Source organism: Flavobacterium suzhouense, from assembly GCF_042684765.1.
Classification (GTDB): Bacteria; Bacteroidota; Bacteroidia; order Flavobacteriales; family Flavobacteriaceae; genus Flavobacterium; species Flavobacterium suzhouense.
Genome location: NZ_JBHUMD010000003.1, coordinates 106,218 through 126,838, shown reverse-complemented (window position 1 = coordinate 126,838; position 20,621 = coordinate 106,218). Strand labels below are relative to the sequence as shown.

The following is a 20,621-nucleotide window of genomic DNA, read 5'->3' as shown; positions in this document are numbered from 1 at the left end:
GCTATTAATTAAGCTTCTGTATTTTCAGCAAGCTGATTATCTTCCGGAAGTGGTTTTGATGATATTTTTTCCTGTAGTGACTGGAATATTACGAACAGAATTGGAATTACAAATACTCCAAACACTGTACCTATAAGCATACCACCTACAGCACCCATACCTATCGACCTGTTTCCTACGGCTCCTACACCATTGGCAAGAGCAAGAGGCATCAAACCAAGGATAAATGCAAACGATGTCATCAGGATAGGTCGTAAACGTGCTTTGGCACCATCGATGGCTGCATCAACCAGACTTAGTCCGTGGTGGCGTCGCTGGACGGCAAACTCAACGATAAGAATGGCATTTTTGGCGAGGAGTCCTATAAGCATGATAAGTGCTACCTGGAAGTAAATGTTGTTCTCTAATCCGGCAAGCTTAACAAAACCAATGGCTCCGGCAATACCCACAGGAAGCGATAATAATACGGCTAATGGAAGTATATAGCTTTCATACTGGGCACTTAACAGGAAGTATACGAATATCAAACTCAATAAGAACACGCCAGCTGCCTGGTTACCGGCAATGATTTCTTCGCGTGTCATACCCGAGAATTCGTAGGTATATGTTTTTGGTAAATGTTGTGCAGCAACTTCCTGAACGGCTTTAATTGCGTCTCCCGAACTGTAACCCGGTTTCGACTTACCGTTTACGTTTACTGCCTTAAGCATGTTGAAACGTGCTACCGCCTCAGGGCCATAAATCTTTTTAAAGTCTACAAACTGGCTTATTGCTACCATTTGGTTATTGGCATTGCGAACATAGATCTTATCGATAGATTTTTCATCGGCTCTTTGTTCCGGCTCTGCCTGTATCATTACACGGTATTGTTTACCAAATTTGTTGAAGTCGGTAGTATATAAACCTCCATAATAACCTTGCATGGTATTAAAGATATCGCTTACAGACACTCCTGCATCTTTAGCTCTTTCCACATTAATATCCATTTGGTATTGAGGGAAGCCCGGGTTAAAGTTGGTTATGGCATACTGTATCTCCGGACGCTTCATTAATTCGCCCAGGAATTCATTACTTACCTTACTTACTGTAGCCCAGTCATCATCACCGGTATCCTGAATCTTAAGCTCAAAACCATCGGCAGTACCAAAGCCCTGTACACTCGGAGGTGTAAAGAATAGTACTTTGGCATCTTTAAAGCCTGCTGTTCGTCCGAATAATTCACCTACTATAGCATCAACTGTTTGGTTAGGTTCGGTACGTTCTTTCCAGTCTTTCAGTTTGATGATACAGAATGCATACGAACCTCCGTTTACCCTGTTTAACAGGGAGAAACCAACAACGCTCATCCTTGCTTCAACAAGTGGCATAGAGGTAAGTATCGAGTCAAGCTGGTTTACGGCAAGCTGTGTTTTTTCAAGCGTTGTTCCCGGTGGAAGTGTTATATCTGCCATGATGATACCACGGTCTTCATTAGGAATAAATCCCGAAGGCGTAGTAGTAAACAGGAAGTAAGTGATACCACAGAACACAACCAGTATAATTGCAGTAACCCATTTTCTTTTTGCAAGTCGTCGCAACGAACCTACATATTTGTTGTTCATGGCGTCAAAACCTGAGTTGAAGGCATCAAAGAAACGCTGTTTCAGGTTCTTTTTGTGTCCATGATGGTCGTCATGTGGTTTCAGGAAAAGGGCACAAAGTGCAGGGCTCAGTGTTAATGCATTTACCGCCGAAATAAGGATGGATACGGCAAGTGTTATGGCAAACTGCTTATAGAATACCCCCGATGGTCCGTTAAGGAATGATACAGGGATAAATACTGCCGCCATTACAAGGGTAATCGAGATGATCGCACCCTGAATTTCGCTCATGGCAGAAAGGGTTGCTTTTTTAGCATCTTTTTCGCCTTCATCCAGTTTGGCGTGCACTGCCTCGACGACGACAATGGCGTCATCGACCACAATACCAATAGCAAGGATCATCGCGAATAGCGTAAGCATGTTTATCGAGAACCCAAATAAACTCAGGAAGAAGAACGTACCAATAATAGCCACCGGTACAGCAATTGCAGGAATTAAGGTAGACCTGAAATCCTGAAGGAACAGGAATACCACAATAAATACCAGTATAAAAGCTTCTATAAGGGTAGAGATTACCTTATGGATAGAAGCATCAAGGAATATTTTAGTATCAAAAGGCACTACGTAATCAAGGCCTTCGGGGAAGTTTTTCTTAGAGCTTTCCAGGATCAGGTTTACCTCGTCAATAATATCATTTGCGTTAGAACCTGATGTCTGGAATACACCAATTGCCACACCATTCTGGCCCATCGCAAAGTTTTTCTGCCCGTAGTTAAAGGCGCCAAGCTCAATTTTGGCTACGTCACCAAGGCGTACAAAGTTTCCGTTTCCGGTCGCTTTTACTACGATATTCTCATAGTCCTGCTCTTTGCTTAAACGTCCTTTGTACTTGATTACATATTCGTAAACGCCATCTGCATTCTCACCGAATTTACCGGGTGCAGCCTCAACGTTTTGCTCCTGTAATGCAGCCTGAATGTCTTTTGGTGCAAGGTTGAATGATGCCATTTTTTCAGGATCGATCCAGATACGCATTGAATAATCTTTTGCACCAAATACGTTTACCTGTCCTACACCTTTTACACGCTGTAATTTTGGTACAAGGTTAATCTTGGCGTAGTTCTGAACAAATGTTCCGTCATATTCCGGGTTTTTAGAGTATAAAGCAAGGAACATAAGGGCGCTCGTCTGGCTCTTAAGAGTGGTAACTCCGGTTTGAATAACGGCTTGGGGTAATTTACTGGTAGCTCTCGATACCCTGTTTTGTACGTTTACCGCAGCAATATCCGGGTTAACACCCAGTTCAAAGAATACACTGATGTTTGCCGAACCGTCGTTTGCAGCACTCGAAGTCATATAGGTCATACCTTCAACACCGTTGATTTCTTCCTCAAGAGGAATCACAACACTGTTAAGTACCGTTTCAGCATTCGCACCGGTATAGGTGGCTGTTACCTGAACGGTAGGAGGGGCAATTTCCGGGTACTGCTCCACAGGCAATGAAAGCAGCCCCAGAACCCCTAAAATGGTTATCAGGATCGAAATTACGGTACTCAGTACCGGCCTTTCTATAAAAGTTTTTAGCATTAGATATTATTTTTTGGTAGTGTTTTGTGTAGATGCTTCTTTTGCTACGTCAGCGTTTTCCTGAGTGGTTGCCGCTGCAGCTTCGTCTTTTACCGGTTGAGGAATAATAGCCATACCGTCTTTAAGTTTAGATGTGCCTTCTACAACAATAACTTCTCCCGGTTCTACACCGCTTTCTATAATAAAGTTCAGGCCAGATGTTGTTTTTACCTGTACAATTTTAGATTTTACCGTATTGTCTTTGTTTACAACATATATCATTTGTTTACCCTGCATGTCAAATACTGCATTTTGAGGGACTTCAATTGCATTTTTAATGTTTAGGGGAAGTAATACAGTTCCTTTGCCACCACTTCTTAAAACGGCTTGAGGGTTGTTGAATTCAGCTCTGAACTGGCTTGTACCTGTTGCAGCATTGGCAAGGCCCGAAGCAGCTGTAAGCTTTCCTTTTTCCTCATAAGTGCTGTCATCAACAAGGCGAAGGCTAACCGCAGGAGCATTTTTAATTTTTTCCTGAAGCGTAGCCCCTTTAAACTCGCGGCTGAAGTTGATCATTTGTTTTTCATTCATCGCAAAGTAAGCACGCATTACTCTCGTGTCAGACACCGTAGTCAGCGGAAGCTCACTGGTTGCACTTGCAAGCGTACCTTCTTTGTATGGAAGCGTACCAATTACACCATCTACCGGAGAAGTAATTGTTCCGTAATTGATATTTGCAGTTACAGCGCTGTAAGAAGCTTTTGCCTGGGCAAGTTTGGCTTTAGCTGTTTCAAGCTGAACATTAGAGATGATTTTTCGGTCTACAAGCGGTTTCAGCCTGTCTACCTCTACCTGTGCAGCAGCAACATTAGCTTTTGCAGCAGCAGCATCTTCGTTAAGGGTTTGTGTTTCCAGTTTAAAAAGCAACTGGCCTTTGCGAACCTGCTGGCCTTCGTCAACATATATTTTTTGGATGAAACCGCTTACTTTCGGGCGTATTTCAACATTTTGCTGACCTTCAAGGTTTGCTGTATATTCTTCAAAAACTGTAGCGTCCTGTTGGGTTACTGTCTGAACCGGAAAAGGCATTGGTCCTGCTGCGGGAGCCTGTTCCTGTTTCTTGCCGCATGATGCAATTATCACTAGGGCGGAAACTGCGCCTAATAAAGATCTCTTTTTCATTTTGTGTACTTGGATTATTGTTCGTTTTTTGGATTGAGTTTATTTTTCTGATTCTTTTTCTATCTTTTTAAAATCATCGATACTTTTTAAAATGAGCCTTTCCATTTCCGTAAGGTGCTCATTGTAAATCTTCACCATTTCTATTTCAGCTCTCGATTTTGGGCACGAAGATTTATCCCGGTAATTAGCCATTTTTTCAATGATCTCTTTTTCTAAAGCTATCATTTTCAGGTAATTGTTAAATCGGTCGCTAAATGGGGTTGGCTTATAGTATTTCTTTCTGTCACCGGGCTGTGTAAAGTAGGTTATCTTGCCCAGTTTGAGAAGAAGATTCAGGTTTGTAGATACCGAGCTCTTACTTGCTCCCATGCGTTCTACCAGCTGGTCGAAAGTAACGTTGCTGCTTTTGGAATCGAGAATTAAATTCCCAAGAATTCTGGCTCCAAGGGGTGGTAAATGATGAGTGGTCTCAAAGAACACACCAAACAACTCCACCAATTCCTCGCGTTCTTTTGTTAAATCTGACATCTAATTTAAATTTTTTTTTGCAAATGTACTAATTAGTTCGTTTAGTTCGGTAATTACCGAACTAAATAATTTTTAAAGAAAAGTTAAATTATTGATATTCAGTTTTAGGGAATTACAACTTTAACATTTTTGTCAAATGAAAAAGCCGCTCTTGTCAGGAGCGGCTTTTTGGCTATGAAAAATTAAAAACTATTCTATTTCAGATACCCTTAGGGTGTTTACCATACCTTTGTCTACAACCGGCATAGCAGCAAGGTTGATTAGGAAATCACCTTTTTCTACAAATCCTTTTTCTTTAGCGATTTGGTTAACATCTTCTACGGTTTCATCAGTGCTTGAGAATTTGTCGTAGTAAAATGCGTTAACACCCCAAAGAAGGTTAAGTTGCGTTAGTATGGTTTTGTTTGAAGTGAACACTAAAATATGCGCGCTTGGTCTCCATGCAGAGATCTGGAATGCAGTATATCCACTGTTTGTAAGCGTACAGATACCTTTAGCTTTAATAACGTTAGCCATTGAAGCAGCGTGGTAACATATTGTTTTAGTGATAAAACGTTTTGTTCTTACCTGTGGAGAGTTTTGCGGTACAGTGATAAGTGGAGAATCTTCAACAGCTTCAATAATCTGTGTCATTTTCTCAATTACCTGAACCGGGTAGTTACCTACCGATGTTTCTCCTGATAGCATCACTGCATCAGCACCATCCATTACCGAGTTAGCAACGTCGTTAACTTCAGCACGGGTAGGAGTAAGGCTGGTAATCATGGTTTCCATCATCTGTGTAGCCACAATTACAGGTATACGTGCAGTTTTAGCGCGGTTGATAAGTTTCTTCTGGATAAGCGGAACTTCCTGAGCCGGAATTTCAACACCCAGGTCACCACGGGCAACCATAAGTCCGTCACAGAATGCAACGATCTTGTCGATATTCTCAACACCTTCAGGTTTCTCGATCTTAGCAATGATCGGAATTTTATGTGCAGAATGCTCTGCGATAAGATCCTGAAGCTCTTCAAGGTCTTTTGGTGTACGCACAAATGAAAGTGCAATCCAGTCTACCTGCTCTTTGATAGCGAAGATAGCATCACGGATATCTTTTTGAGTAAGCGCCGGAAGCGATACTTTTGTATTAGGAAGGTTTACACCTTTTTTAGATTTTAAAGGGCCACCTTGTATAACGATTGTTTTAACCTCGTCGCGACGGTTTGTTTCAAGAACCTCAAACATAAGCTTACCATCATCAAGAAGGATACGCTCACCCGGATTTACATCGTTAGGGAATTCTTTGTAGTTCATATATACCCTGTCAGCAGTACCCGGTACATCTTCTGCAGTCTGGAAAGTAATGATGTCACCCCTGTTTACGATTACATCTTCTTTCATTACCCCAACACGTAGTTTAGGGCCTTGTAAATCGGCTAATATAGATGTATTGTAGCCAAACTCGTCATTCAGGCTTCTAATCATGTCTATACGCTCTTTAACATCGGTATAGTCAGCATGTGAGAAGTTAATTCGGAATACGTTTACACCTGCATCGATCATATCTTTCAGTACTTCCCTTGTACTGCATGCAGGTCCTAATGTGGCTACAATTTTAGTTTTTTTTCTTGTCGGCATTCTTTTTAAAAAATTAAATTGTTCTTAGATTTCAGTTTTTTGTGGTCAATAACATAGGCTGTGGCAATTTGTTTAATGCCGAGCAGTTTTTCGGCCACCTCGTCTGCTTCAAAAGAAGAAGGCATATTTTCAATTTTGAGCACATAATCTACTGTTTTGAGTTCGGGCATCAAAAAGACGCTGGTCTCAACCTGCAGTTCTGTGTCTTCAAATAAAGAAGTGGTGGTGTTGCTCTGTGTTCCGGTAATCCTGTTCCTGTTCTGGATCAGGTTCCAGGCACTGTCATTGCCGGGGTCTTCAAAGATAAATCTCGAAAAACAGCTTTCCCCTTCGTTAATGGTCACCCATATATCGTTTGGGCTCTTTTCAAGTAGTATAGATAATTCCCTGTTTATAAAATAAGCCAGCCTGTGGTCTTCAAGGGAAGAATGTATGGCAATCAATCCATAATCGACCGTAACAAAATCGTCAATCAATAATTTGTGAATAGCCATAGTGATACTCAAAAATAAGCCAGTAAATATACAATTTAATGTTAAGAAAAAGCAGGCTGTTGGATTAACTTTCTGTCATTTTCTTCACGAAAACGTTTTAGTTTCCTAATAACTTGGCTTATTTTTTGTTAATTTTTTCCTGAAATGCAAAATATGCACGTTGCGATGCTTTCTCTTCTGCTTTCTTTTTAGAGGTGGCTCTGGCGCGGGCTATAATCTTTCCGTCAATCTTTAGTTTAACGGCAAAATGCTTTTGTCCTTCGGTGCCGTTATCTTCATAAATCTCATACTGAAAGGTCTTTTTCTCCTTTTGGCACCACTCAATAACAAGGCTTTTATAGCTTATTACCTTGCCTTCAAGTTTAGGGATGTCTACATAAGGAGCAATTACTTTCTTATGGATGAATTTTTCGCAGTAATTAAATCCGCGATCCAGATAAATAGCGCCAATAAAGGCTTCAAAAAGGTTTCCGTGAATATTTTCACCAAAATGCTGTGCCGATACTTTGCTTTCTACCCATTTTATAAGGTTAAGGTCGCGGCCAAGTTCATTAAGATGTTCGCGGCTCACAATTTTAGATCGCATTTTGGTAAGGTAGCCCTCATCTCCAGTTGGAACCTCGTTAAAAAGATGGGCAGCAATAACCGATCCCAGCATGGCATCGCCTAAAAACTCTAGTCTTTCGTAGTTTATCGGGTGGCCGTTTTCGTCCTGTTTATTGGAAGAACGATGGGTAAAAGCCCTGCGGTAGTGGGTAAGGTCTACCGGCTGAAAGCCTAATATTTTATTGAGTTCATCAAAAAAAATCCCGTCTTCCGGAGAAAGACGGGTATTTTTATTGAATATTTTTTTAATGATACCCATAGTATAGTATTACAGGTCTAATTTTTTAACCAATACACAAGCATTGTGTCCGCCAAACCCGAAAGTGTTGCTCATAACCACTTTCATGTCTCTTTTTTGAGCTTTGTTGAAAGTGAAGTTAAGCTTAGGGTCTATGTTCTCATCATCCGTAAAGTGGTTGATGGTTGGAGGAACAATTCCGTGTTTGATAGAAAGTATCGAAGCTATTGTCTCTATAGCACCTGCAGCACCCAAAAGGTGGCCTGTCATAGATTTAGTAGAGTTCAGGTTAAGTGTATAAGCGTGTTCGCCAAACACTTCCATAATAGCTTTAGATTCTGCGATATCACCAAGAGGGGTAGATGTTCCGTGCATGTTAACACCGTCTACATCTTCAGGCTTAAGGCCTGCATCCCTAAGGCAGTTAAGCATTACATTACGTGCGCCAAGCCCTTCAGGGTGCGGAGCAGTAATGTGGTGAGCATCGGCGCTCATTCCGCCTCCGCCTACTTCGCAGTATATTTTAGCACCCCTTGCCACAGCGTGTTCATATTCTTCAAGAATAAGAGCTCCGGCGCCTTCACCAAGTACAAAACCTTCACGGTCTTTATCCATTGGTCTTGAAGCGGTTTTAGGGTCGTCATTTCTGGTTGAAAGAGCATGCATTGCGTTAAAACCGCCCATTCCGGCGATTGTTACAGCAGCTTCACTACCTCCTGTAACCATAACGTCGGCATGGCCAAGGCGGATGTAGTTAAAAGCATCGATCAATGCATTTGTAGATGATGCACAGGCAGAAACCGTAGTAAAGTTAGGTCCTCTAAGGCCGTATTTAATAGAGATGTGGCCACCTGCAATATCAGCAATCATTTTAGGGATAAAGAAAGGATTGAATTTAGGTACTCCCGGTCCTTTGGCCCAGTTGATCACTTCCTCCTGGAAAGTTTCAAGGCCACCAATACCTGAACCCCAAATTACACCTGCTCTGTCTTTATCTAAAGTGTCAAAGTCAAAGTTAGCGTCTTTAACAGCTTCATCCGTAGCAACAAGGGCATACTGGGCATATTTGTCCATTTTCCTTGCTTCTTTACGGTCTATAAAATCTTCAACGTTGAAATTTTTTACCTCACAGGCAAATTTAGTCTTGAAGTTAGTCGTGTCAAAATAAGTAATAGGGGCTGCTCCGCTAACACCGTTTATTAGGCCGTTCCAGTATTCTTCAACGTTATTTCCTATTGGTGTAAGTGCACCCAGTCCTGTTACTACAACTCTTCTTAATTTCATAAGGTCAATTTTATAGTTTCAAATTTAAAGAACAATACCCATGTACTCTATATCATAAGGTTAGAAAACATGGGCATTGATGATATTTTTTTATGAAAACACCCTGTCTTTAAGAGGTTCTCATGTTTTCGTGTGTGTTTGGCCTTAAATAGTTCAATAAATAATAACATCCATGTAATCAATCACTACATGGATGTTTAATATTTATTATTTTTTTGCCTCTTCGATGTAAGAAATAGCCTGACCAACAGTAGAAATGTTTTCAGCCTGATCGTCTGGAATCTGGATGTCAAATTCTTTTTCAAACTCCATGATAAGCTCAACAGTGTCTAGAGAATCCGCTCCCAGATCATTTGTGAAGCTAGCTTCTGTTACAACTTCGTTTTCGTCAACACCTAATTTGTCTACGATAATCGCCTTTACTCTTGATGCAATGTCTGACATAATCTTTAATTTTAGAATTTAAATTGAATGGCAAAAATAAAAAACTTTATTTTAAAACCGCATCTTCGCTAAAAAATGTCGCACTAAATTAGAAAATTAATTTTAGAAATAGGTCAAAACGCCGTTATTTTGCAGGATATTAATGTGGTTATCACGTTGTAAAAATCTTTCCAGAAAATGAAAAAAATCATCCTTTTTGCTTCAGGTGGAGGCTCTAACGCAGAGCAGATAATGCAGTATTTCGACGAAAAAAAGCAATTTGAGGTGTCGGCGGTGCTCACAAACAATCAAAATGCCGGTGTAATTGACAGGGCAAAAAGCTATAATGTTCCGGTTCATGTCTTTGCTAAAGAGGAGCTGAACAATGGTAAAGTGCTTGAGATTGTAAATGAAATTAAGCCCGATCTTATCGTTTTGGCCGGATTTTTACTTAAGTTTCCTTCAGATATTATTGCTGCTTACCCTGATAAAGTGATAAATATCCACCCGGCACTATTGCCAAAATATGGTGGAAAAGGAATGTATGGTATTAACGTGCATCGTGCTGTTCTCGAAAATAAGGAGAAAGAAAGCGGTATAACCATACATTATGTAAACGATAATTATGATGAGGGTAATATTATTTATCAGCATACAGTAGTTGTAGAACATTGTACTACTCCGGAAGAAGTAGGCGAGCATGTACTCGCACTTGAGCATGAGTATTTTCCGAGGGTAATTGAAGGGATTTTAAATAAGCAATAATGAGGTGCTTATTAGTTCTTGCAGCGATGCTGCTTTTTAGCTGTAAAAAGGAAAAAATAAGCATGCGCATGCCTGAATCTCATAAGGTGGAAAAATGCGATACTGATTTTAATGTTTTCTTTGAAAAATTTTCAGCAGATAGTGTCTTTCAAAAACAGCACACCAAATTTCCCTTAAAAGATGTTAGTTGGAGTGAAAGCTATCCTGATCCTGAAACCGATGTTAGATATCTTGAGTCGAAAGATTGTTATTATTATGATTTCAGAAAAGATAAAGAGGCTTACAAGAAAGAGACTGATGCATATAATGTTGTAACTGAAAAGCGTAATGATACTATTTGTTATAAATGGGATGGTGTAGATAATGGAATATCTATGGAATTTAAGTTTGTAATGATTGATAATTGCTGGTATATGGTAGAGATGGTAGATATGTCAAATTAACTGAGTGTTTCTGTTGTCTAACTATCCAATAATCTAACTAATCTAAAATGAGTCACACCGTACATATATATACAGATGGCGCTGCCAAAGGAAATCCGGGTCCGGGAGGCTATGGCGTGGTCATGGAGCAGGTGGGGACCAGCTACCGCAAGGAATTTTATGAAGGCTTCCGCCTGACGACCAATAACCGTATGGAGTTACTTGCTGTAATAGTAGGTCTTGAAAAACTCTCAAAGCCCAATACTGCCGTGCTTGTAGTTTCTGATTCTAAATATGTGGTAGACTCGGTAACTAAAGGCTGGGTTTTTGGCTGGGAGAAAAAAGGCTATAAGGATAAAAAGAATCCCGACCTGTGGAAGCGCTTCCTTAAAATATACCGCCAGCATAAGGTAGACTTCAAATGGATAAAAGGGCACAACAACCATCCGCAAAACGAACGCTGCGATCAGTTGGCCGTTATGGCATCCACGCAGCCACAACTAAATGTGGACGCGTATTATGAGGATGAAGGACAGAAGCTATTATGATTTCTTAGTGTAATACGTTTTTTGTTTTTCTGCTGATAACTCAATTTTTCCTGTACTGTTCAGTTTTCCTTGTTTGTAGGTAAGGATATTGGTTACAGTGTCACTTACTTTATTGATGCAATCATCATAACGTGCAGAATCGCAGGAATATATTCTGTAATCTTTACCTATCCTAAAATATTCATTGCATTCGTAGCAGGGGTCTGACCCACAAAGCCCGATTACAACAGATTTAGAATCTATTATTTTTCCGCTAAGCGTATGTGTGGTAATTCTGGGTAACAGGCAGTCGGCAATATCAAAGCTGATTGTGGTTATGTATTTTCCGTTTGACGGTATTTTGCCATATATAAGTGTACTGTCATTAAGCATCTTCATGTTTGAATCGTCGATGCTGCATGGCTCGATATCAAGAGGTAGTCTGACTTCGGGGAATTTATCCAAGAACATTTGAAACTCGTCATTTGCCTGTTGTATTTCGATATTATTTTCTGAAGCGATTTCCGCTTCATTTGATTTTTCTTTTTGGCAGCTTATGAATAAAATGAGTAATAACAACAGCTTTATGTTTTTCATTTTAATTATTGAAGAGTTATGGCGCAAATATATTTAAGTTATAACGGCCTGACAAATGTTGTTGTAGTTTATTTCTTTTTCTAACCCATTGATTTCCTATATGTAACCATAATTTAATTTGATAATCAAAATCTTGTATGTATTGAAGATATAAATTATCTTTGCATCCTCAATTTCATTATCTTTTATGAACAAATTACTGATTGTAGGCTCGGTAGCTTTTGATGCTATAGAATCGCCTTTTGGCAAAACCGGAAAAATACTTGGTGGAGCCGGTATGTATATAGGTTTTTCAGCATCATTTTTTAAAGTTAAATCGGCCGTAGTGTCAGTAGTTGGTGAGGACTTCCCACAGGAATACCTTGATCTTTTTACGGAAAGGAATATTGATATTTCTGCACTTGAAGTGGTTAAAGGTGGTAAAACCTTCTTTTGGAGCGGTCGCTACCACAACGATCTTAACTCACGCGATACCCTTGTTACAGAACTAAACACCCTTGCTGATTTTAAACCGGTAGTTCCTGAAAACTTTAAGGATGCCGAAGTGGTTATGCTGGGTAACCTGCACCCTTTGGTACAGATAAGTGTTCTTGACCAGATGACGGTTAAGCCTAAACTGGTTGTTCTTGATACAATGAACTTCTGGATGGACTGTGCACTGCCTGAACTTAAGGAAGTTATTAAGCGTGTAGATGTAATTACAGTAAATGATGAAGAGGCAAGACAGCTTACTGGTGAATATTCACTTGTGAAGGCTGCGGCTAAGATACAAGAGATGGGGCCTAAGTTTGTTGTGATCAAAAAAGGGGAGCATGGTGCTTTACTTTTCAATGATAAGCAAATATTCTTTGCGCCGGCACTTCCGTTAGAAGAGGTGTTTGATCCAACAGGAGCCGGTGATACATTTGCCGGAGGTTTTGCGGGGTACATTGCGCAAAGCGAGAACATTTCGTTTGAGAATATGAAAAATGCAATTATATATGGTTCTAACATGGCTTCTTTCTGTGTAGAGAAGTTCGGGCCGGAGCGAATGATAAACCTCACTAAAGAGGAGGTGCTGGATCGCCTGCAACAATTCAGGGCGCTGACGCAGTTTGATATCGCGCTTGAAAACGAATAAAGAAAACTTAAGCCCAATTGCGGGCTTTTTTTAATAGGAAATACAACAACAACACACAACACACTATTATGAGTGACGCTTTAAAACATGAATGCGGTATTGCGCTGTTAAGATTATTAAAGCCATTAGAATACTACAAAGAGAAGTACGGAACTGCTTTTTACGGGATACAGAAAATGTACCTGCTTATGGAAAAGCAGCATAACCGCGGACAGGACGGTGCGGGTTTTGCGAGTATTAAACTTGATGTTGAGCCGGGTCAGCGTTACATTAGCCGCGTAAGATCTAACCAACAGCAGCCTATACAGGATGTGTTTAAGCAAATCAATGAGCGTATCAACGAAGAGCTTACGGCACACCCTGAATATAATGATAGCGTAGCGGCACAAAAAGAGAACCTGCCATATATAGGAGAAGTTTTCTTAGGTCACGTTCGTTACGGAACTTTCGGAAAAAACAGTATTGAGAGTGTTCACCCGTTTCTTCGCCAGAATAACTGGATGCACCGTAACCTTATTGTTGCCGGTAACTTTAACATGACTAATGTTAAGCAGCTTTTTGACAGCCTTGTAGAACTTGGTCAGCACCCTAAAGAGCTTGCCGATACGGTGACGGTAATGGAAAAGATAGGTCATTTTCTTGATGGTGAGGTTGCCGATCTTTATCAGGATTGTAAAAACGAAGGTTATACAAAACAAGAGGCTTCGGCTATTATATCTGAAAGATTAAACATTGCTAAGATACTTAAACGTGCTTCTAAGCAGTGGGATGGTGGTTATGCAATGGCAGGCCTTATAGGTCACGGTGATAGTTTTGTGTTCCGTGATCCTGCAGGTATCCGTCCGGCTTACTACTATCAGGATGATGAGATTGCTGTTGTAGCTTCTGAAAGACCTGTTATCCAGACGGTATTCAACGTTCCGTTTGATGCAGTTAAAGAGCTTGAACCGGGTCATGCTATCATCGTTAAGAAAAGCGGTAAGGTATCTGTAGAGGAAATTATCCCTGCATTACCTAAAAAAGCTTGTTCATTTGAAAGGATCTACTTCTCAAGAGGTAGTGATGCTGAGATCTATCAGGAGCGTAAAGACCTTGGTAAACTTGTATTGCCACAGGTGCTTGAAGCTATTGAAGATGATACCGACAATACCGTGTTCTCATTTATTCCTAATACTGCTGAAACATCGTTCTATGGAATGGTAGAGGCAGCTCAGGATTTCCTTAACCAACGTAAGAATAAACATATCCTGGAGCACAGGAATACACTTACTGAAGCGACACTTGAAGAGCTTCTTAAGGTTAAGATCCGTACTGAAAAGATTGCTATTAAAGACGCTAAGCTGCGTACCTTTATTACTGAAGATAGCAGCCGTGACGACTTAGTGGCTCACGTATATGATGTTACCTATGGTGTTATTAAACCACAGGATAACCTTGTTATTATTGATGACTCTATTGTTAGGGGAACTACTCTTAAAAAGAGTATCCTGAAAATGATGGACAGGCTTTCGCCAAAACGTATCGTTGTGGTGTCGTCTGCGCCACAAATCAGGTATCCTGACTGCTATGGTATCGATATGGCTAAGCTTGAAGGTCTTGTTGCTTTCCAGGCGGCACATGAGCTGTTGAAAGAAAGAGGCATGGCTCATATTGTTGATGAAGTTTACCAAAAATGTAAAGCACAGGAGAATCTTCCGGATACACAAGTGGTTAACTATGTAACGGAGTTCTATGCGCCATTTACAGATCAGGAAATCTCTGATAAGATTGCTGAAATGCTAAGTTCTGAAGGTATTAATGCTGAAGTGAAAATTATCTTCCAGAGTGTCGAGAACCTGCATAAAGCGTGCCCTAAAAACCTTGGTGACTGGTACTTTACGGGAGACTATCCTACACCGGGTGGTAACCGTGTTGTAAACAGGGCTTTCATCAATTTCTACGAAGGAAACGACGCAAGAGCATATTAAAAAATACGCGTTAACGAGTTTTAATGCCGTTAATCGTAAAATATTGTGAGGAATAATTCTACAGTATACATTTGCGCCTGAAAATAGTATTAGTAAATTAATTTTTACGGTATTTTTGGGGGCAAAGAAAGGGAAAGCAATATTGCTTTCCCTTTCTTATTTTATAGACGTAGTGTTTTTGATGCTTCCAACTGCTTAATATTCTATTAGTTAAAAAGTAAATGTTAAAAAATGCAGTTTGTCGGGAATGATGGTATTTTGTCGATTTTGTGTGCAGTTGGTCTAAAACAGTTGTGTGAGTTTTAATTATATTCTATGTTTACAATAGAAAATAGCATTAGTAAATTAATTTTTACGGTATTTTTGGGGGCAAAAAAAGGGAAAACAGCAATGTTTTCCCTTTTTTATTTCACGTGTGTTATTATTTAAATAGTAAATAATTTTAAGCATAAAAAAAAACGGATGCAAACTGCATCCGTTCCTTATAGACTATATTGAAGTCTTATTTTTCAAGAGCGTAACGTCTTGCAACTTCTTCCCAGTTTACTACATTAAAGAAAGCCTCGATATAATCAGGTCTTCTGTTTTGGTAGTTTAGGTAGTATGCGTGTTCCCATACATCAAGACCAAGGATTGGAGTGCCTCCGCATCCTACTTCCGGCATAAGTGGGTTGTCCTGGTTAGGAGTAGCGCAAATATCAAGTTTACCACCTTTTTGTACACAAAGCCAAGCCCATCCTGAACCAAACTGTGTAGTTGCAGCTTTAGCAAATTTAGCTTTGAACTCAGCGAAAGAACCAAAAGCAGCATCGATAGCAGTTTCTAGTTCTCCTGTTGGCTCTCCACCTCCCTTAGGAGAAAGGATAGTCCAGAAAAGGTTGTGGTTGTAATAACCTCCACCATTATTTCTTACCGCTGCGTTAGAAGCGTCAAGGTTTATTAATATGTTTTCTATGGTTTTGCCTTCTAGATCTGTTCCGGCAATAGCAGCATTCAGGTTTGTTGTATATGCATTGTGATGTTTAGTATGGTGTATTTCCATAGTTCTGGCATCAATATGTGGCTCCAGGGCATCATATGCATAAGGAAGTTTAGGTAATTCAAAAGCCATAATTTCCGTATTTTAAAAGATTAGTATTAATTTTAAATCCAAATTTACAGTATTTAAGGTTTACAATAAATAAGATTTTGTTATAATTTAAAACTTTAAACCATAAACAACTCATTATAAGTGCATAAAACTGCTTTTTCCATATATAATGCCTCAGCCGGTTCGGGTAAGACCTATACCCTTGTAAAAGAGTATTTGCGTATACTTTTACAAAGCCCTACCGATGATGCCTACCGAAAGATTTTGGCTATAACCTTTACGAATAAGGCGGTTGCCGAGATGAAAGGCCGTATCATTATGAATCTTTCCGATTTCTCTAAAGATGAACCTGGGTTGAGGGCAGAAGCATTAATGAAGGATTTGTCGGCAGAAACTGGTTTATCTGTTGCGACGATTAAAGATAAGTCAAGGTCTATAATTAAGAATATTATCCATAATTATGCTTCTTTCGATATTTCCACAATTGACAGATTTACCCATAAAGTGATACGTGCATTTGCGCATGATCTTAACCTTTCTGTGTCATTCGATGTCTCCCTGGAAACGGATATTCTTTTGCAGGAAGCTGTTGATGCCATTATTGCCAAAGCAGGAGAGAATGATGTACTTACATCTTTATTGGTAGATTTCTCTCTTGATAAAACCGATAATGATAAAAGCTGGGATGTTACCCATGAGCTTTTTGAGACCGGTAAGCTGTTAATAGATGAAAATAATCGCAATGAACTCAATCAGTTTAAGGATAAAACTATCGAGGAGTTTATATATATTAAGGAGAAGCTCAGGCAGTCAGTTGAGAAATATGATGAGGAAAATGTAGCTATAGCTAACGAGATGTTTGCCCTGCTTGAAAGCCGGGGGGTAGATTTAAAATCATTTTCAAGGGGTACTTTTCCTAACCATATTGGATATATAAGGGATGGCGTGCTGCAAAGCACCCATAAAAAATTTTATGAGTTTGACGATATACAGATAAACAAAACAGCCAAAGACCGTGAAATTATTGAAAGTATAATTCCGGAACTGCTTGGGCTGTTACAAAAGGCCTATAAGAATTATGAGAAACGTAATTTTTATCAGGCTTTCTTAAAGAATATTACACCGCTTTCACTACTTAATTCTATTGGGCAGGAACTGGAACGTATACAGAAGGAGCAGAATGTGCTTTCGATATCGGAGTTCAATGCTATTATTCACAATGAAATTCAAAACCAGCCTGCTCCTTTTATATATGAGCGACTGGGTGAGCGTTACCGCCACTTTTTTATTGATGAGTTTCAGGACACCTCACAAATGCAATGGAACAACCTTGTTCCGCTGATTGATAATGCGCTCTCGTCAGAAGACCTGATGGGCGATCGTGGCTCGCTAATGGTAGTGGGTGATCCTAAACAATCTATTTATCGTTGGCGCGGAGGTAAGGCAGAGCAGTTTATTGAACTGAATAAAGAGCACAATCCTTTCTCAAATCCGGATAAGGAGATACTGAATCTTGGAACCAATTTCAGGAGTTACTCACAGGTTATCGACTTTAATAATGAGTTTTTTAAAGTACTCTCGGGCGAATTTGAAAATGAAGATTATAAAGCTATGTATGTTGCCAGCGGGCAGGAAACCAATGCAAAAGAGGGTGGCTATGTAAATATTTCTTTTATACCCGAAATTCAGCAGGATGCCAATGAGGAAACTGATAAAGATACACTGTATCTTGAAGCTACTTTAAGTGCTATCAGAAAAGCTTTAGCTAATGGCTTTAACTACAGGGATATTGTATTGCTTACGCGAAAGCGAACTCCAGGGGTGCTTTTGGCAAATTATCTTACAGAACAAAATATACCTATACTATCATCTGAAACATTGCTTATAGAGAATGCAACAGAGGTTAAACTTATCGTTAACCTGCTTCGTTATCTTAAAAGCAATGAGAATATTGAGGCTAAAGCACACTTTTTATATTTTGCGGCAAGCAATCAGGGTGATATTGCCATTCACGATTTTATTGCCGAAGGTATGGCACAGCCTACCGAAGAACATCTGGAGAGCTGGCTTGGACTTCATGCTATAAATATATCGTTTAGGGACTGTCGCAAGCGTTCGTTGTATGAAGCAGTGGAAACGATAATAGGTGCTTTCCTGAAAAAGAAAAGCAATCAGAGTTATGTACAGTACTTTCTGGACCTGGTGCTGGAAAGGGATATGCGTACCCAGTCGGGGATTGCTGATTTTCTGGATTATTGGGATAAGAATGGTTCTAAGTTTAGCATACCATCGCCGGAAGGCAACGATGCGGTACGGATTATGACTATCCACAAGTCTAAAGGGCTTGAGTTTCCTGTTGTTATTTTTCCGTTTGCTGAAGAAGATTACAGCCGATCTCCACGAAGTAAAGTGTGGCTGGAACTGGATGATACTACATTTGAGTTTCAAAAAGCACTTGTAGACAGCAATAAGAGTGTGGCTGAATATGGTGAAAAAGCATCGGAACTATATTTTGTCAAATCGCAGGAAGAGTTACTGGATAATATCAATATATTATATGTGGCGCTTACCCGTGCTGAGGAACAGTTGTATATAATATCTGCCAGGAATTTTACTAGCAAAGGAGAACTGACTAATAATATGTCGTCGTACTTTATTAAATACCTGATGCAGAAACAAAAGTTTGATGCTAATGTTACGGAATATGAATTTGGTAATGCAGTAAGGCTTTCTCCTGAAGAAAAAGAAGAATCGCAGCAGCAGAATATTAAGGTGGTTGGTGAAAGATTCAGTCCCCGGGGCGTAAAGATCGCCCAGCGCGAATCGCTTATGTGGGGGTCAGACCGGCTTAAGGCAATTGAATTTGGTAATGTAATGCATGAAATTTTCTCTTTTATAAGAACGGAACATGATATACCGATAGCTTTGGTAAAGGCGGTTGAGGATGGGTTAATCGTAAAAAGTCAGCAGGAGGAGGTGGAGAAAACACTCAGGGCTGTAATATTCCATCCTGAGTTGAGGGAATTTTTCGCGGAAGATAACATTATATATAATGAGCAGAGTATTATCCGTCAGGATGTGCAAACCATAAAGCCTGATAGGGTAGCGATAAAAGGAACTTCTGCTTTGCTTCTGGATTATAAGACAGGAGCGCATCAGTCTAAATACGAAATGCAGCTCGCTTCTTACCAACTGGCATTGGAAGAAATGGGGCTCGCAGTAATTAAAAAAGCACTCGTATATATAGGTGATGATATAAATGTGGTAAATTTGACGTGATTTTTTGAGAAAACAATAATCTATAAACTTAAACGACATAAAAATGTACGGAAAGATCAAAGAGCATTTAACAGCTGAACTGGAAACCATAAAAGAAAATGGTCTTTATAAGAAGGAGAGAATTATTGCTTCACCACAGGGAGCAGAGATAACTTTAGATTCAGGACAGAAGGTGCTGAACTTTTGTGCAAATAACTACCTGGGGCTTTCGTCGCATCCTGAGGTAATACAGGCGGCTAAAGATGCGCTTGATACCCATGGTTTCGGAATGTCATCAGTTCGTTTTATCTGCGGTACTCAGGATATTCACAAAGAACTTGAAAAAGCAGTAGCCGATTTTTACGGTACAGAAGATACTATATTATATGCAGCCGCTTTTGATGCTAATGGGGGTGTTTTCGAACCATTATTAGGAGAAGAGGATTGTATTATTTCTGATAGCTTAAACCATGCTTCTATTATTGATGGAGTTCGCTTATGTAAAGCGGCACGTTACCGATATGAAAACAATAATATGGAAGAACTGGAACAGCAGCTTATTAAGGCTACTGAGGCAGGGCACCGTTTTAAACTTATCGTGACTGATGGTGTGTTTTCTATGGACGGCCTTGTAGCGCCTCTTGATAAGATATGTGATCTTGCTGATAAATATGATGCCATGGTAATGGTAGACGAGTGTCATGCTGCAGGCTTTATAGGAGCGACTGGTAAAGGTACACTTGAAGCTAAAGGCGTAATGGGCAGGGTTGATATTATTACCGGTACTTTTGGTAAAGCCCTTGGCGGTGCCATGGGTGGGTATACTACAGCTAAAAAAGAGATAATTGAAATACTAAGACAACGTTCAAGACCGTATTTATTCTCGAATTCTCTGGCTCCATCAATCGTTGGTGCTTCGCTAAAGGTTTTTGAACTGCTTAAAAAAGACACTACGCTTAGGGATAAGCTGGAATGGAATACAAATTATTTTAAAGAAGGAATGAAAAATGCAGGTTTTGACATCATCGATGGTGACTCTGCAATCGTTCCTGTAATGCTTTATGATGCAAAATTGTCGCAAATCATGGCGGATGAACTGCTGAAAAAGGGTATTTATGTAACAGGATTCTTCTTTCCGGTGGTTCCAAAGGGCAAAGCGAGGATAAGAGTTCAGCTTTCTGCGGCTCATTCTAAGGAGCATTTGGATCATGCAATAGCTTCATTTTCAGAGGTTGGGAAATCGTTAACTATAATTTAACGACTTTTTAGCCCTTAACGTAGGATAAATTTTAATAAAACGTTTTGCTGTTCAATTTTAACAGAGTAAATTTGTCTACATATAACCTTTGTAATT

General features: G+C 39.8%; 17 protein-coding genes. 7 read left to right on the top strand and 10 right to left on the bottom strand.

The window, feature by feature from the left end; genetic code table 11:
• Positions 1-8: 8 nt before the first annotated feature.
• The 8 genes from ACFSR3_RS01385 to ACFSR3_RS01350 all read right to left on the bottom strand — a co-directional run bounded on the left by ACFSR3_RS01385 (position 9) and on the right by ACFSR3_RS01350 (position 9,542).
• On the bottom strand, positions 9-3,167 hold the full coding sequence (locus ACFSR3_RS01385) for an efflux RND transporter permease subunit (RefSeq protein ID WP_379819378.1): 3,159 nt from the start codon (positions 3,165-3,167) through the stop codon (positions 9-11).
• Between the two features lie 6 nt (positions 3,168-3,173).
• Complete coding sequence (locus tag ACFSR3_RS01380; RefSeq protein ID WP_379819377.1) at positions 3,174-4,328, bottom strand: efflux RND transporter periplasmic adaptor subunit; 1,155 nt, start codon at positions 4,326-4,328, stop codon at positions 3,174-3,176.
• A gap of 39 nt (positions 4,329-4,367) precedes the next feature.
• The gene (locus ACFSR3_RS01375) at positions 4,368-4,856 is read right to left on the bottom strand and encodes a GbsR/MarR family transcriptional regulator (protein WP_379819376.1); all 489 of its coding nucleotides are present in this window, start codon (positions 4,854-4,856) and stop codon (positions 4,368-4,370) included.
• A 189-nt stretch (positions 4,857-5,045) separates the two neighbouring features.
• Positions 5,046-6,476 carry a pyruvate kinase gene (gene pyk / locus ACFSR3_RS01370; RefSeq protein WP_379819375.1) on the bottom strand — a complete coding sequence of 477 codons (1,431 nt, stop codon included), beginning with the start codon at positions 6,474-6,476 and terminating at the stop codon, positions 5,046-5,048.
• A gap of 5 nt (positions 6,477-6,481) precedes the next feature.
• Complete coding sequence (locus ACFSR3_RS01365) at positions 6,482-6,970, bottom strand: IPExxxVDY family protein (protein ID WP_114757597.1); 489 nt, start codon at positions 6,968-6,970, stop codon at positions 6,482-6,484.
• A gap of 118 nt (positions 6,971-7,088) precedes the next feature.
• Complete coding sequence (rnc, locus tag ACFSR3_RS01360; RefSeq protein ID WP_114757596.1) at positions 7,089-7,835, bottom strand: ribonuclease III; 747 nt, start codon at positions 7,833-7,835, stop codon at positions 7,089-7,091.
• 9 nt (positions 7,836-7,844) lie between these two features.
• On the bottom strand, positions 7,845-9,098 hold the full coding sequence (gene fabF, locus ACFSR3_RS01355) for a beta-ketoacyl-ACP synthase II (protein ID WP_114757595.1): 1,254 nt from the start codon (positions 9,096-9,098) through the stop codon (positions 7,845-7,847).
• A 207-nt stretch (positions 9,099-9,305) separates the two neighbouring features.
• Positions 9,306-9,542 carry an acyl carrier protein gene (locus ACFSR3_RS01350; RefSeq protein WP_019037482.1) on the bottom strand — a complete coding sequence of 79 codons (237 nt, stop codon included), beginning with the start codon at positions 9,540-9,542 and terminating at the stop codon, positions 9,306-9,308.
• Positions 9,543-9,719: 177 nt separating this feature from the next.
• Here ACFSR3_RS01350 and purN point away from each other — a divergent pair, with 177 nt between their 5' ends.
• From purN to rnhA, 3 genes are read left to right on the top strand one after another with little or no spacing between them, the layout of a single operon-like run.
• On the top strand, positions 9,720-10,286 hold the full coding sequence (purN, locus tag ACFSR3_RS01345) for a phosphoribosylglycinamide formyltransferase (protein WP_379819374.1): 567 nt from the start codon (positions 9,720-9,722) through the stop codon (positions 10,284-10,286).
• The gene (locus ACFSR3_RS01340) at positions 10,286-10,729 is read left to right on the top strand and encodes a DUF4348 domain-containing protein (protein WP_114757593.1); all 444 of its coding nucleotides are present in this window, start codon (positions 10,286-10,288) and stop codon (positions 10,727-10,729) included. Before purN ends, ACFSR3_RS01340 begins: the two co-directional genes overlap by 1 nt.
• A 47-nt stretch (positions 10,730-10,776) precedes the next feature.
• Positions 10,777-11,256, top strand: coding sequence for a ribonuclease HI (gene rnhA / locus ACFSR3_RS01335; RefSeq protein ID WP_379819373.1), 480 nt, complete (start codon positions 10,777-10,779; stop codon positions 11,254-11,256).
• On the opposite strand, the gene ACFSR3_RS01330 is transcribed toward rnhA, so the two are convergent.
• A complete protein-coding gene (locus ACFSR3_RS01330) occupies positions 11,251-11,832 on the bottom strand; it encodes a hypothetical protein (RefSeq protein ID WP_379819372.1) in 582 nt (193 codons plus the stop codon). The two genes, rnhA and ACFSR3_RS01330, sit on opposite strands and share 6 nt — an antisense overlap.
• 187 nt (positions 11,833-12,019) lie before the next feature.
• Between ACFSR3_RS01330 and ACFSR3_RS01325 the strand changes: the two genes are divergently transcribed.
• Positions 12,020-12,952 (top strand): PfkB family carbohydrate kinase, encoded by a 933-nt coding sequence (locus tag ACFSR3_RS01325; RefSeq protein WP_114757590.1) that lies wholly within the window; start codon positions 12,020-12,022, stop codon positions 12,950-12,952.
• Between the two features lie 68 nt (positions 12,953-13,020).
• Positions 13,021-14,919: an amidophosphoribosyltransferase gene (locus ACFSR3_RS01320; protein WP_379819371.1), complete on the top strand. Its 1,899-nt coding sequence runs from the start codon at positions 13,021-13,023 to the stop codon at positions 14,917-14,919.
• 502 nt (positions 14,920-15,421) lie between these two features.
• Here the strand turns inward: ACFSR3_RS01320 and ACFSR3_RS01315 are convergent.
• The gene (locus ACFSR3_RS01315) at positions 15,422-16,030 is read right to left on the bottom strand and encodes a superoxide dismutase (RefSeq protein WP_114757588.1); all 609 of its coding nucleotides are present in this window, start codon (positions 16,028-16,030) and stop codon (positions 15,422-15,424) included.
• A gap of 120 nt (positions 16,031-16,150) precedes the next feature.
• On the opposite strand from ACFSR3_RS01315, the gene ACFSR3_RS01310 reads away from it, so the two are divergent.
• Together ACFSR3_RS01310 and kbl are read left to right on the top strand one after the other, a co-directional pair.
• On the top strand, positions 16,151-19,288 hold the full coding sequence (locus ACFSR3_RS01310) for a UvrD-helicase domain-containing protein (protein WP_379819370.1): 3,138 nt from the start codon (positions 16,151-16,153) through the stop codon (positions 19,286-19,288).
• Between the two features lie 43 nt (positions 19,289-19,331).
• On the top strand, positions 19,332-20,525 hold the full coding sequence (gene kbl, locus ACFSR3_RS01305; RefSeq protein WP_379819369.1) for a glycine C-acetyltransferase: 1,194 nt from the start codon (positions 19,332-19,334) through the stop codon (positions 20,523-20,525).
• Positions 20,526-20,621 lie beyond the last annotated feature (96 nt).

Bases quoted from the DNA above. Each gene is read 5' to 3' on its own strand.
- ACFSR3_RS01385 (WP_379819378.1), bottom strand. From the start codon at position 3,167: ATGCTAAAAACTTTTATAGAAAGGCCGGTACTGAGTACCGTAATTTCG.
- ACFSR3_RS01380 (WP_379819377.1), bottom strand. From the start codon at position 4,328: ATGAAAAAGAGATCTTTATTAGGCGCAGTTTCCGCCCTAGTGATAATT.
- ACFSR3_RS01375 (WP_379819376.1), bottom strand. From the start codon at position 4,856: ATGTCAGATTTAACAAAAGAACGCGAGGAATTGGTGGAGTTGTTTGGT.
- pyk (WP_379819375.1), bottom strand. From the start codon at position 6,476: ATGCCGACAAGAAAAAAAACTAAAATTGTAGCCACATTAGGACCTGCA.
- ACFSR3_RS01365 (WP_114757597.1), bottom strand. From the start codon at position 6,970: ATGGCTATTCACAAATTATTGATTGACGATTTTGTTACGGTCGATTAT.
- rnc (WP_114757596.1), bottom strand. From the start codon at position 7,835: ATGGGTATCATTAAAAAAATATTCAATAAAAATACCCGTCTTTCTCCG.
- fabF (WP_114757595.1), bottom strand. From the start codon at position 9,098: ATGAAATTAAGAAGAGTTGTAGTAACAGGACTGGGTGCACTTACACCA.
- ACFSR3_RS01350 (WP_019037482.1), bottom strand. From the start codon at position 9,542: ATGTCAGACATTGCATCAAGAGTAAAGGCGATTATCGTAGACAAATTA.
- purN (WP_379819374.1), top strand. From the start codon at position 9,720: ATGAAAAAAATCATCCTTTTTGCTTCAGGTGGAGGCTCTAACGCAGAG.
- ACFSR3_RS01340 (WP_114757593.1), top strand. From the start codon at position 10,286: ATGAGGTGCTTATTAGTTCTTGCAGCGATGCTGCTTTTTAGCTGTAAA.
- rnhA (WP_379819373.1), top strand. From the start codon at position 10,777: ATGAGTCACACCGTACATATATATACAGATGGCGCTGCCAAAGGAAAT.
- ACFSR3_RS01330 (WP_379819372.1), bottom strand. From the start codon at position 11,832: ATGAAAAACATAAAGCTGTTGTTATTACTCATTTTATTCATAAGCTGC.
- ACFSR3_RS01325 (WP_114757590.1), top strand. From the start codon at position 12,020: ATGAACAAATTACTGATTGTAGGCTCGGTAGCTTTTGATGCTATAGAA.
- ACFSR3_RS01320 (WP_379819371.1), top strand. From the start codon at position 13,021: ATGAGTGACGCTTTAAAACATGAATGCGGTATTGCGCTGTTAAGATTA.
- ACFSR3_RS01315 (WP_114757588.1), bottom strand. From the start codon at position 16,030: ATGGCTTTTGAATTACCTAAACTTCCTTATGCATATGATGCCCTGGAG.
- kbl (WP_379819369.1), top strand. From the start codon at position 19,332: ATGTACGGAAAGATCAAAGAGCATTTAACAGCTGAACTGGAAACCATA.